The organism is Bacillus sp. 05T31 (assembly GCF_056396725.1).
Genome location: NZ_JBFTMA010000262.1, coordinates 1 through 13236, shown reverse-complemented (window position 1 = coordinate 13236; position 13236 = coordinate 1). Strand labels below are relative to the sequence as shown.

Genomic DNA, 13236 nt, shown 5'->3' with positions numbered 1-13236 from the left:
GGTGTAAGAAAGGACGAGTAAGCTTCAATAAAGGAAAGGAAATAGTGCGTAAGAGAGAAGTATTCAGTTTGTATGATCCATAGCATGAGCAAGTAATGATTTCTTCTTTTCTAAAAGGTTCTTTCACAATAGAAGCGAATAGATTGAGAGAGGAGGGATTGTATGGAAGTCGTCATAAAAAAGAAACGAAATAGGGGAAAAAGAATTTTTATTTGGTCTAGTAGTATCGTTCTTTTTTTGTTTATTTGCGCTATGATTTTTTTGAACATATATACGCTTAGTTCTGTGCCAAAGATAGATGGAACGATAAAACTTAAGGATTTACAACATGCTGTTGCGGTGAAACGAGATAGTAAAGGTGTACCACATATTAAAGCGGAAAATGCGCATGATTTATATTTCTCACAAGGGTATGTACAAGCGCAAGATCGTTTGTTTCAAATGGATTTAAGTAGAAGGCAAGCTTCTGGTATGTTAAGTGAAGTTGTAGGGGAAGCAGCTGTTGATCGAGATAAGTTGTTTCGAACGCTCGGTTTACGGCGAGCAGCCGAAGCGTCTGTTAGTCAATATGATGGGGAAGCGAAATATGCCCTGCAGTCATTTGCTGATGGGGTGAATACTTTTATACGTGAGGCAAAAGAGGAAAAGAAATTGCCGGTTGAGTTTACTTTATTAGGCTATGAACCTGCTGAATGGTCAATCGTGGATTCTTTAACGATTGGAAAGTATATGGCGTTTGATTTAGGAGGACATTGGCACGGACAGGCATTTCGATATTGGGCGCTGAAAAATTTACCGAAAGAGCAAGCAAATGAGCTATTTCCTACATATCCGAAAGATGCGCCTAGATTGCTAGCTGAATTGAAAAATACAAATGTGGACGTAGCACAAAGTTTTTCAAAGACAGTTATTCCACCAGAGTTTAACGGTAGTAATAACTGGGTTGTGAGTGGTGAAAAGAGTGTATCTGGTAAGCCRATTTTAGCGGATGATCCTCATTTATCTCTTGCGACACCTTCTATTTGGTATCAATCGCAACTTGAAATGAAAGATTTACATGTGAGTGGCGTTATTTTCGCAGGAGTACCAGGCGTTATATTAGGACACAATGACAAAATAGCATGGGGCGTTACGAATACAGGTCCCGATGTGCAAGATTTATATATTGAGAAGCGAAATCCTAATAATGAAAATGAATTTTTGTATAACGATAAATGGGAAAAGGCTACGGTTGTTGATGAATCTATTAAAGTAAAAGGCGGGAAAACAATTCCGTATAACGTTACGGTTACGAGGCATGGTCCAGTTATTTCAGAGTTTGCGGATAAAGGAAAAGAGAAAACAAAAACAGTATTCGCTTTGAAATGGACTGCTTTGGARCCTTCCGCTGAATTAAAGGCTGTATTAAATATGAATAAGGCGAAAGATTGGAATGAGTTTGAAACGGCTCTTCAAGATTTTCATACACCAACTCAAAACTTTGTGTTTGCATCAAACGATGGMACMATTGCTTAYAAAGCGAATGGAAATATACCRRTRCGTAAAAAAGGTGATGGTAGTTTGCCWGTGCCAGGATGGACAGATGAATATGAATGGGAAGGGTATATTCCGTTTGATCAACTTCCAAAAGTAATAAATCCAAAACAAGGGTTTATTTCAACTGCAAATAATAAAATCGTTGATGATAATTACCCGTACCATATTAGTAATACGTGGGCACAGCCATATAGGCAAATGCGTATTCAAGAGTTTTTACAAGAGAAGGAAAAGTATAYGGTGAAAGATTTAGAAGATTTACAGATGGATCAAAAAAATTTATATGGGAAAGAGTTTACTCCTATATTGTTAAAAGAGTTAAATAAAGCATCTTTAAATGAAGTAGAGAAAGAAGGCGTAAAACAATTAACAAAGTGGAATTTTTACGATAGTAAAGATGAAGCGGCACCATTAATATTCCATTTGTTAATGAAAGAGATTTCGAATACGCTATTTTCAAAAGAAATACCGAAAGATGTGATGGAGTTATTTGAAGGGAAGTCACAAGTAGTTGATGAATTGATTCGGAAAGAAGTAGCAGGAGAAAATAGCGCTTGGTTTACGAAGTACGGAGGCTTCACGAAAGTTGTGCATACATCGTACGAGAAWGTAATGAARAAATTACAGAAGGAATATRGACCGAATGTTGCRGAGTGGAAGTGGGGCGATTACCATCAACTTGCTTTTACACATCCAATTTCRARATCATCTAGTAYRYTRGCACTACTYGCATTTAATCGCGAAAAACCAGTTCCAATTGGCGGAAGCCAAGTTACAGTTCAAGCAGCGAATTACGGAGATAACGGTATTGTCAATCACGGAGCTTCTTGGCGATTCGTTATTGATACGAAAGATATGTCAAACGGTTATCATATAGTGGGGCCGGGACAGTCAGGACATTTTAGAAGCGATTGGTATCATGATCAAATAGATGATTGGGTGAACGGTGAGTATCATACGACTACACTTAATACAGATGGGATAGAAGGGAAAGTGTTAAATTTAGTCCCTAAATAATGTGTAGATATTTTGAGATGGAATGGTTTGTAAAGGAGCGGGAGAACCGCTCTTTTTTTGAATTATTTTTCTTATGGAATATATGTGTAATATTGTATAAAATAATCAAGAAAGCCAAAAAATATAGGGGGAAAGTTGTGAAGAAAAATAAGAGCTTAGTAAGTTTTTTAGGAGTGTGTATCATGTTGTTTTCTTTTTGTTTCCAGGGAAATATACAGGCGGATGTAAATACTGTTCAATCTGGAAAAATAAAATCAGGAAACGTAACGGTATGGGAAGTAGGTAATGTAGCGAAAGTGTTAGCAGATGTAGAGCGCTTGAATTTAAATACGGTGAATGTACCGATTCAAGTAGATATTCCGGATGTGAATTCGGCTAATATGGTAATTAATCAGGCGCAAAAGAAACAAGCTATTATTTTAATTCAAGAATTATTAAAGCGTAATATACAAGTTATAGTGGAGCCGTTTCCGTTTATTCAGCAAGGAAATATTGGAGAAACAGAGTGGAACCCTAGTAATATTAACGATTTCTTCTGGAATTGGAAAACGGTTGTTTTACAAGATATTTTTAATTCCATTACAAGTAAGTACAATGTTTATGGGCTGAAAATCGCTTCTAATTTCGTTAATATGGAATATGCAGAAGGATATTGGAATGATACGATTAATTTTGTTCGCCAGCAGTATAAAGGAAATGTTTTGTATCAAATGAATTGGTGGTTAACTGCAAGTTGGGATCCTTCCTTTGAGGCGAAATTTAAAGAGAAAATAAATCGCCCGTATTTAAAAAAGGTGGACATTGTAAGTATTGATAGTTGGTTTGAAGTTTCAGGAAAAAGAAATCCATCATACGAAGAAGTAAAACAAAGCTTATTTGCGACGACAGTATACAATCGKGGCCAAAATGTYGTTCAGCAACTTGAGACATTACATAAAACAACAGGAAAGCCAGTTTATTTTGGTGGATTTAAYGTKCCAGCACGYGAACTTGGAYTACAAAGCCCGTGGAACCCAGATGTTACGAATGTGTTTTCAAAAGATGTACAACTTAACGGGTGGCGTGCTTACCGAGAGCCTTTCACCATCTTATCACCTAGGGGGCAATCATAATGAAATTTTTGTCATACCTTACAGTAATTTTGGTGATTCTTGGCGGTTTGAATTGGTTGTTTGTGGCGTTAGATTATAATGTAGTTGAGAAATGGTTTGGTTCTATGCCGGCGCTTGTGGATACTATTTATTGGCTCTTTGGTCTTTCAGCTATTTATCAAATTTTCGATCGGTTCTTTACGAGTAAGTAGCTATTATACTTAATTACTAGAGTGTTAAGTACGATTATGTACTTAACACTTTTTTGTATGTTTATAAAAAGCAGGGTGCACATGCAAGCGATTCCATTGCGTCTTGCACCGTAATAACGGAAAACAAATTGACCATGTATTGTATATAGGTTATAATTCAGAAAGTTTAAAAAATAATAAAAATGAGAAATAGGGAGGTTATCTGGGTGATGGAGAGAGTGTATAATTTTTCAGCAGGACCATCTATACTCCCTTTGCCAGTTTTAGAGAAAGTGCAAAAGGAGCTTGTAAATTATAACGGGACAGGCATGTCTGTTATGGAAATGAGCCATAGATCTTCTTATTTCCAAAGTATTATTGATGAAGCAAGTAGCTTACTTCGTGAATTAATGAACATTCCTGATGAGTATGAAGTTTTATTTTTACAGGGCGGTGCGTCATTACAATTTTCTATGATACCGTTAAATTTAATGAGTACGTATAAAAAAGCCGGGTACGTACTGACAGGTTCATGGTCTAAAAAGGCACTGCAAGAAGCCGGAAAAATAGGAGAAGTACAAGTGATTGCTTCTTCTGAAAAAGAGAAGTTTACTACGATTCCTAAAATGGATGATTTACCAAATGATGAAGAACTAGATTATGTACATATTACAACGAACAATACAATTGAGGGGACAAAATATGTGGATATTCCACATTTAGAAAGAGTGCCGCTCGTTGCGGATATGTCCTCAAATATTTTATCAGAACAATATGATGTTACGAAGTTTGGTCTCATATATGCGGGTGCGCAAAAGAATTTAGGGCCAGCGGGTTTAACAATTGTAATTATAAAAAGAGATTTAATTGGCAGTGCAAATAGTGCTTGTCCTACGATGTTAAACTATGAAACTTACAGTAAAAATAACTCCCTATATAATACACCGCCATCCTTTAGTATTTATGTAGCAAAACTTGTACTAGAGTGGTTGAAAGAACAAGGCGGGGTATCTGCGATTGAAGAACAAAATAGAATGAAATCTTCACTTCTTTACAATTTTTTAGATGAATCTAAATTGTTTACTTCACCAGTTGATCCCACGTATCGGTCACTTATGAATATTCCGTTTACAACACCGTCAGAAGAGCTTAACAATCAGTTTTTACAAAAATCGAAAGAGCGCGGTTTCGTTACGCTAAAGGGACATCGTTCAGTCGGCGGTATGCGTGCTAGTGTTTACAATGCGATGCCAATCCAAGGTGTACAAGAATTAGTAGACTATATGAAGGAATTTGAGCTTGAAAATAGATAGGGAGATGGGGATATGTTTCGTGTTCAGACGTTAAATCAAATTGCCGAAAAGGGTTTGCAAATTTTTGATGGGAATCGCTATGAAATTGGAGACAAAGTAGGTCATCCAGATGGTATTTTACTTCGCAGCTATTCTTTACATCAAGAAGAGTTTTCAGAAGATTTAAAGGCGATTGCAAGAGCTGGTGCCGGTGTAAATAATATTCCTGTTGAGCGTTGTACGGAAAAAGGGATTGTAGTATTTAATACGCCAGGGGCTAATGCGAATGCAGTGAAGGAACTTATTATTGCAAGCCTTATTATGTCTTCCCGTAATATTATAAATGGAGTGAGCTGGACGAAAGAGTTGGATGGAGAAGAAGTACCACAGCTTGTTGAAGCTGGGAAGAAGCAATTCGTTGGGTCAGAAATTGCAGGGAAACGTTTAGGTGTTATCGGTCTTGGCGCAATTGGTGCTTTAGTTGCGAACGATGCGTTATCTTTAGGGATGGACGTTGTCGGATACGATCCATATATATCTGTTGAAACAGCATGGCGTCTTTCTACGCAAGTACAAAGAGCGTTTAGCCTAGATGAAATCTTTGCAACGTGTGATTATATTACACTTCATATTCCTCTTACGAACCAAACGAAGGGGATTATTGGTGAACACGCTATAGAGACGATGAAAAAAGGAATGCGTCTATTCAATTTCTCAAGAGGAGAACTTGTAGATGAAAAAGCTCTTCAAAAAGCGTTAGAAGAAGATATTATTACACATTACGTAACAGATTTCCCAAATGAAAATATTATAAAGATGAAAAATGTAACAGCAACGCCTCATCTTGGTGCATCTACGTCTGAATCTGAAGAAAATTGTGCAGTAATGGCTGCACGTCAATTACGTGAATATTTAGAGACAGGTAATATTCGTAATTCAGTAAACTATCCAAACGTAGAACTTCCGTACATTGGAAAAAAACGAATTACAATTATGCATCAAAACGTTCCGAACATGGTAGGACAAATTACAGGATGCTTAGCAGAACATCATATTAATATTGCGGATATGATTAATCGTAGTAAACATTCTTGGGCGTACACAATGATTGATATTGATAACGGAATTGATGATATAATGAAAGAGAATATTGTGGAAAATATAAGCAAAATCACAGGTGTTGTAGCTGTTCGAATGATTGTGTAAAGGAGAGAGAAACTTGGCAAAAATCCGACCGTTTCGTGCTATTCGTCCAGTAGAAGGAAAAGCAGCACAAGTAGCAGCTTTACCGTATGACGTATTAAATAGTGAAGAGGCAAGAGAAGTTGTAAAAGGGAATCCATATTCTTTCTTACACGTTGATAAAGCAGAAATTGATTTAGACCCGGCACTTTCACCGTACGATGATCGCGTATATGCAAAAGCGGGTGAAAATTTAAAGCAATTTATACAAGAAGAAGTGTTCGTTCAAGATGAGGAGCCAGCGCTTTACATTTATGAACTGACGATGCAAGGAAGAACGCAGTCAGGCCTTGTCGTTTGTACATCGATTGACGAGTATGAAGATGATACAATTAAAAAACATGAAAGAACGCGTCATGAAAAAGAACTTGATCGTATTCGCCACGTAGATGTGTGTGACGCAAATACGGGGCCAATCTTTTTAACGTATCGTACAAAAGAAGAAGTGAAACGTTTCATTGCAAGCTGGAAAGAAGAACATGCGCCAATCTWTAMATTTACAGCAGAAGATGGTGTGGAGCATGTTGCGTGGAAGATTGCAGATGAAGAAGTAATTACGACTTTAGTAAATGCATTTGAAGACATTCCYARTCTTTACATTGCAGATGGACATCAYCGCTCTGCATCAGCTGCAAAAGTAGGGCTAATGCGAAGAGAGCAATATYCGAATTACACAGGAGAAGAGGAATTCAATTTCTTCCTATCTGTTTTATTCCCTCTTGATGAATTATCAATTTGGGACTATAACCGGGTTGTGAAAGATTTAAATGGCTTATCAGTAGAGCAATTTTTAAAGCAAGTTGCGCAATATTTTTATGTGGAAGAAGCAGGGGTTTCACCGTATAAACCAAATGAGCCAAAATCATTTGGAATGTATGTAAACGAGAAGTGGTATAAGCTCACTGTGAAAGAGGAAACGTTTGATGCGAATGATCTCGTTAAAGGTTTAGATGTATCTATTCTGCAAGATCATTTGTTAAGCCAAGTACTTGAAATACATGATCCACGATCTGATTCACGCATTGATTTTGTCGGAGGAATCCGCGGATTAGAAGAATTAGAACGCCTTGTAAATAGCGGTGAATATAAAGCAGCGTTTTCATTATATCCGACATCAATGGAAGCTTTATTATCAATCGCAGACGCAGGGGAAGTTATGCCGCCAAAATCAACGTGGTTTGAACCGAAACTGCGCAGTGGGTTGTTTGTACATTCGTTAAAATAAATATAGACTTCTTTAGATTGAAAAACCGAAATGATTATAGTTTCGGTTTTTCTTATKTTAAAAGTGTTTTTGAGGAGGGGTATCGATGAAATTRCAAGTAGGCGAAAAAATCACCTTYGAACGAACGTTTACAAAAGAAGATGTTGTTTTATTTACAGAAGTATCTAAAGATGAAGGTGTTCATCATGTTACACCAGATGAGCAGGGGAGATTTGTTGTACAAGGGCTGTTAACATCAACGCTGCCTACAAAAATTGGCGGTGACTATAACGTACTAGCTCGCAAGATGGATTTTGAATTTTTACGTCCTGTTTTTAGCGGTGATACAATTCGTTGTGACGTAACTATTGAACAATTTGAACCCGATGAAAAACATCGCACAAAAATTATTGCGATGTTTAYATGTAGRAATCAACTTGAAAARGAAGTTATGAAGGGGAGTTTTTCKGGGATWATTCTTTAGTTAGTAGGAAAAGTAATGAATAGGTGGGGGGCACATGCCTCTCGGGCTTAGATTTTTAATTCCACCATAACGAAAATTTTATGCATTGCTGAATACTGATAATAAGACGTTATGTAACATACTCTGTTCTTTTCTTAACTAATAAAAGAATAGTTGAATAAGCTCGTCAACAAAAAGGACATTCCTAGTAGTACAAGAAATGTCCTTTCCACTATATTATAGGGTATTTTGCTAAAATTCAAACTCTAAAATCAGTTTACTAGTTTGACCTGTAAACTGATAATGATAGGATCCTCTCAGACTTTCTAAGTTACCGGTAGCTTTAATAATTGTTCCTGGGGAATCTAAATTTCCTTTATCGAATATTCCTTGCTCTATAGCTGTAAATGTCCCTTGTTGCCCCTTATAAATTCCTTCAAAGTGTAAAAATCCAGAAATTTTAGCAGTAGCCAAGTGACCATCATTTATATTTGAGTCTAAATAATATAATAAGTATTCAACAAAAGCTTTTCCTTTTAATTCACCATCAATATCATATTCAACATGGGCAATATTAATAGGAAAATCTTTTCTAGTATCATCGATTAGTTTTTCCTCCCATTTACTTACTGTAAATGTTACTTCCATACACGTAATCCCCTTTATCATTAGATAAGTAATCTCCCCTAAATTATATACTTTTAAAAAGTATCAATTCACAGTCATATCTCATAGGAGTGTTTGTATTTACTGGGGTCCTGCCATATCGCTAGTTCGGTATGGCCAAAATTTAAATTATAAAGAATCGGCAAATCTTCTAAGTTATGTTCTTTCATAACTTTCAGTATTTCGTGTTTATATTCTTCATAATACATTTCGTCTTTTGGTTTACCAAAAATGATCCCCTTTGCTTTTTGTAGAATGCCTTGCGCTGCGTAATTTCGTAACCAATACTTTATATAACTTGGTTCTGGATGGTCTTCAGAAGTTTCAAAGAAAAGGATACTATTCTCCCAATGTTTTTTCTCAGGCCAAAGTTCCGTTCCTTTTGCAAATTCCAGTACTTCTATACAACCACCAATCAAACGCCCTTGTACAGTAGTAGAGCCTTGAAGTAGCTCATATCCRTTGTTTTGYTGCATCGTACGCCTTTKATCCTTATTYRYCTCTATCCATTCTAAACGCTCACTCGTCCATTCATGAGCTGGTTGRATCTCGCCAATAGYCTCATTTGAAAAGAGTGTTCGATTTACCATTTCAATTGTATATGGATCCATCTCTACATTTTCGGCAAAATCGGTTAAAATTGCTGGACCGTAAAAAGAGGGAATTTCTGCTTTATGACAAAACAAATGTGAAACGGTATCGTCAGAGTAGCCCATAAAGATTTTCGGATTTTCGCGTATAACATTAAAATCTATATAAGGAAGTAAACGGATGCTATCTTCTCCACCGATATTCGTAATAATTCCTTTAATACGAGTATCTTTAAATGCTGTCATTAAATCTTCCGCACGAGCTTGTGGGTTGTTGTAAAGGTATTCGCTACCTTTTAAACTATTTGGCATTGGGACAACCTTAAGACCGAAGACGTCTTCTAATCTTTTTACTCCTTGCTCATATCGCCATCTTAGCTTAGAATCACCAGCACCTCCCCATGAAGAACTTACTGTCGCCACAATATCTCCTGGCTGTAATCTTTTTGGTTTCATTAACATATTAATTCCGCTCCTACATAATGTAATTAACTACGACTATACAAACCGTAGAGTTGAAGAACATAGTACATGACATATACTTTCGCCACCATTAACAAATAGACCTGCTGTTATTTATGAACCTAACACTATTGCTGAATATAGGAATRAGATACAATAAATCTTTTTATCAAACTTTATATTTAAAAATYACAGTATGCAACATTGCATGAGAAAGATGGTTGCTATTTTTTATAACCTGTAACTATAATAGTTACAGGTTGGTCGTATCCAATCAAAAAAATAAAATCATCATGAATGGAGAGGTTACATATGGGTATGAAAAAAATAATTTTAGCAGGTGCTTTAGGGATCGCAGCATTATCAGGAACGAATTTACCAGGATTAGAACTGTCAAAAGCGAGTGCCGCTTCTATTGAATCAAATCTCTCGACGTTAGAAGGGCGAGTAGTAGAAGTRGATAACGGTGTAATTGTCGTAAAATCTAAGCAATATGAGGAACCTGTTAGTGTGTATATAGATTCCCTTTCAAATGTGAAAGTAGGGGATGAGGTTAAAGCTACTGGATCTATGATGCGTAATTTTACTGAATATATGATTGCAAATACAGTTGAAAATACGTCAAATAAATTAGGTATGCACATGAAAGAAGATGGTTCTCCTGATTATGTAATTGGGGAAGTATCAAAAGTAGGAACGATGGAAGATGAAGGAGATAGTTCTACTAAATATGTCGTAGTTGAGTATCCATCGCTAAACGGGAAAAAAGATATTATTGATGTTTTCTTAACGAAGGGACAAGTATTTAATACAGGTGAGAAAGTAAAAATTGATATGAAGTATGTGGGTTGGGGCGGAAGTTCTATTAACTGGAACACAACGGATCATATCGAAAAAATTCATGAGGTAAAGAGCGACGTTGAAAATAATGATGATGTTTGGATTTGGTCTTAATTAGACGCTTGTAAATAACAAATGTATCATGCAGTACCCATCRAATYATCATRTGTATGAYAATTYGATGGGTACTTTTTTRTTTTRTGTTTTTTTGAGAATAAGGGATTTTCGATTAGAATATGATGTTTAAATCGGAGCGAGTTTAAAAAATACAATAATGAAAGAGGTGTTTAAGGGTGGAGCGAGATGAGAATTATTTACGAGCTAAAAAAAGGGTGGAGAATTTAAAAGCGTTTTACATTCATTTAACGGTCTATATACTAGTTAATTTGATGCTTTTTTTTATAAATATAAGCTCTGATTCAAGTAAATTATGGTTTTTATATCCACTGGGAGGTTGGGGGATCGGTATCGTTATACACGGTTTGACAACTTTTCCATTTGGGATATTCGGAAAAGAGTGGGAAGAACGAAAGATTAAAGAATATATGGAGAAAGATAAGTAAATCTTTTTCTGCAATGTATGAATATAAAATACAATAGCAAGTATCTTTTAGAACATAGCATGTTTATAAAAACTAAACTTAAATTTGCTGGAGAAGAATCCATTTTGATGAAACTTTCTTTCGAAGCTACATTAATAAGTGTGGGGAGACGGAAGGTAGAATCCACTTAGGAGGATATCAGTTGGAATTAGTGATGATAGTAATAGAAATCTACAAATTGAAATAGTAATCAATGCCGAGGTATAAGCGGGGATAAAATGACATATAAATCTCTGTGATCACATGCTTGATGCGAAGTTTATTCTATAGCTTCGCCTATTTGCTTTGTATTCGAAGTTTGTGCGAGTGAGTATTCATATTCATTTTTAAGCGTCAATTGCATGTGAAATCAAAACTTTATTTGTAGTACATAGTCAACTACCCCCACTGAGATGAAGCGTTTCAGTGGGGGCTTGAGTTAGAACACTAGGTCTTTTCATCTATCGCTAGATAGTTTGACGCTCTAGCACTCATGCCACCTTATGGTAACACCCCAAGTATGTTTTTGGTTGGTACTGGCAACCATTTATTTGTCGTTCTCGTTTATGCCAAAGTGCGGCCATTTTGTTCGTTACAACACGTTTTGAAAGTCCGTTTTCCACATTTTTTTGCTTCAGATTACCTATCATTTTGTTGAAGTACTGGTTAATGGATTTTAGTTTTTTTCCATCAATTAAAAATGCATCACCTRTATTTGTTACGCAACTTAATAATCTRTCTACMCCTAAATCGCAACTCAAAGCGTTACTAGTAGTCGTGGATTGTTTCTTCATTTGAGAAASGTGCATTTCATATGTGTAATGCACCTCAAAGAACCGACCTTTTTGCTTCGGTACAATTTCAATGTAGGAGATTTGTTTATTTATTAAATTTTTAGGCATACGTATTTTTATGGAACCGAATYTTTTTCTGAATGCAACGTTCATYGGAATGATCCAATACCCGTTATCATCCACTTTTGGAACTTGATAGATTTCAATAATTCGTTTGTCAGTTGAACGAGAATAATTCGGAAACTTTGGACGACCTGTGAAGGTGTCAGGTTTTTTCTTCCACTGTTCCAATGCTTTAAAAAAGCTCTTCACTTCTGTAAATAAGGCTCTACGAATCGCTTGAACAGAGTTGGATTGAATGCMCCAGTAGTTCCTATCGGTTTGCATGGCAGTGTCCACTTCTTTTACAGTAGCCATTTTATTATGGTTCAAATAACTTTGTTTAATCGTGTACAATCCAACATTTCGCAACGCTTTTGAACTATGTGACATGCGTTGCAGTAAGCGGAATTCTTTAGCCGTAAGGCAAGCTCGTCCGATATTCTGTTTCTGCGTGAATCGTTGCATGTTTTCTCTTTTCTTTTGTTTACGTAATACTTTCACTGCTTTCTTTYTARCCATYGTTTTCACCACCTTTCTTAGAGAGTTCATTAAAATTATTTTTGACAAATCAATATTTGGAACGAAACGGAACAAAATATGAACATGTTCTTCATCGTAATTCCATTCTTCTACAGTAATTCCTTTTGGCTCAAGTGACCGAATGATTATTATCCAATTTCGTTGTCTTACGATATATTCCCTCCTTATCTAAGGGCAGATTATATCGTAAAACAAAAAACAAATGTTCGTAACCAAAAATTGTTATGAACGAAACAAAAGAGTTCAGTCTACCTTCTGACGGCAATTCATCCCCACCTGAATTGTTGGGTTTCACCCCTAACACAATTCAGATGGAGTMTTCTTGCCGAAAAGGATAAATAAAGTTGTTACCCTTTTTAAATTACATGTGGATATAGAATAAAGTTGATTTATCATCCTATATTAAAATAAAAATAAACCACTGTTCGATTTGAATATTCCACGATATAATGGTGAGAGTTTATGGCAGAATAAATATTTACATAAGAAGTGAGGTACTGTATGAAAAAAAGAACGACAGACATTATTTTTATTATTATTGGTGCATTTCTTTTTGCGTTAGGTGTCAATTTGTTTGTTATCCCGAACGAGTTTGGTGAGGGTGGGGTAACGGGTATCACGATTA

10 protein-coding genes and 4 pseudogenes are annotated in these 13236 nt (G+C 36.0%); 11 read left to right on the top strand and 3 right to left on the bottom strand.

All coding sequences use genetic code 11. From position 1 onward, the window contains the following. The 8 genes and pseudogenes from AC1DJR_RS16365 to AC1DJR_RS16330 form a co-directional block, all read left to right on the top strand. Positions 1-83 (top strand): annotated as a pseudogene (locus AC1DJR_RS16365) (DnaD domain-containing protein); the annotation flags it as partial. Positions 84-162: 79 nt separating this feature from the next. Continuing rightward, complete coding sequence (locus AC1DJR_RS16360) at positions 163-2553, top strand: penicillin acylase family protein (RefSeq protein WP_477003030.1); 2391 nt, start codon at positions 163-165, stop codon at positions 2551-2553. A 137-nt stretch (positions 2554-2690) separates the two neighbouring features. Continuing rightward, positions 2691-3653 (top strand): annotated as a pseudogene (locus AC1DJR_RS16355) (glycoside hydrolase family 113); the annotation flags it as partial. Between the two features lie 11 nt (positions 3654-3664). Further along, complete coding sequence (locus AC1DJR_RS16350; protein ID WP_002084566.1) at positions 3665-3856, top strand: DUF378 domain-containing protein; 192 nt, start codon at positions 3665-3667, stop codon at positions 3854-3856. Positions 3857-4065: 209 nt separating this feature from the next. Further along, the gene (serC, locus tag AC1DJR_RS16345) at positions 4066-5148 is read left to right on the top strand and encodes a 3-phosphoserine/phosphohydroxythreonine transaminase (RefSeq protein WP_429688705.1); all 1083 of its coding nucleotides are present in this window, start codon (positions 4066-4068) and stop codon (positions 5146-5148) included. Between the two features lie 12 nt (positions 5149-5160). Further along, positions 5161-6333 (top strand): 3-phosphoglycerate dehydrogenase family protein, encoded by a 1173-nt coding sequence (locus AC1DJR_RS16340; RefSeq protein WP_429688704.1) that lies wholly within the window; start codon positions 5161-5163, stop codon positions 6331-6333. A 13-nt stretch (positions 6334-6346) separates the two neighbouring features. After that, complete coding sequence (locus tag AC1DJR_RS16335) at positions 6347-7594, top strand: DUF1015 domain-containing protein (protein ID WP_477003029.1); 1248 nt, start codon at positions 6347-6349, stop codon at positions 7592-7594. Between the two features lie 85 nt (positions 7595-7679). Next, positions 7680-8057, top strand: coding sequence for a hotdog family protein (locus AC1DJR_RS16330; protein WP_477003028.1), 378 nt, complete (start codon positions 7680-7682; stop codon positions 8055-8057). A gap of 231 nt (positions 8058-8288) precedes the next feature. Here the strand turns inward: AC1DJR_RS16330 and AC1DJR_RS16325 are convergent, their stop codons facing one another. Together AC1DJR_RS16325 and AC1DJR_RS16320 are read right to left on the bottom strand one after the other, a co-directional pair. Next, complete coding sequence (locus tag AC1DJR_RS16325) at positions 8289-8684, bottom strand: DUF3224 domain-containing protein (protein WP_429688702.1); 396 nt, start codon at positions 8682-8684, stop codon at positions 8289-8291. Between the two features lie 125 nt (positions 8685-8809). Next, positions 8810-9754: pseudogene (locus AC1DJR_RS16320) on the bottom strand (S66 family peptidase); the annotation flags it as partial. 312 nt (positions 9755-10066) lie between these two features. Between AC1DJR_RS16320 and AC1DJR_RS16315 the strand changes: the two are divergent. Continuing rightward, positions 10067-10708 carry a hypothetical protein gene (locus AC1DJR_RS16315; protein ID WP_429692388.1) on the top strand — a complete coding sequence of 214 codons (642 nt, stop codon included), beginning with the start codon at positions 10067-10069 and terminating at the stop codon, positions 10706-10708. 179 nt (positions 10709-10887) lie between these two features. Further along, positions 10888-11157, top strand: a complete 270-nt coding sequence (locus tag AC1DJR_RS16310; RefSeq protein WP_000438994.1) for a 2TM domain-containing protein — start codon at positions 10888-10890, stop codon at positions 11155-11157. 560 nt (positions 11158-11717) lie between these two features. Here AC1DJR_RS16310 and AC1DJR_RS16305 read toward each other — a convergent pair. Beyond that, a pseudogene (locus tag AC1DJR_RS16305) lies at positions 11718-12710 on the bottom strand (RNA-guided endonuclease TnpB family protein); the annotation flags it as partial. Between the two features lie 402 nt (positions 12711-13112). Between AC1DJR_RS16305 and AC1DJR_RS16300 the strand changes: the two are divergent. Beyond that, positions 13113-13236, top strand: a 124-nt coding sequence (locus AC1DJR_RS16300) for a YitT family protein (RefSeq protein ID WP_477003031.1), incomplete at its 3' end; no start/stop codon positions are given.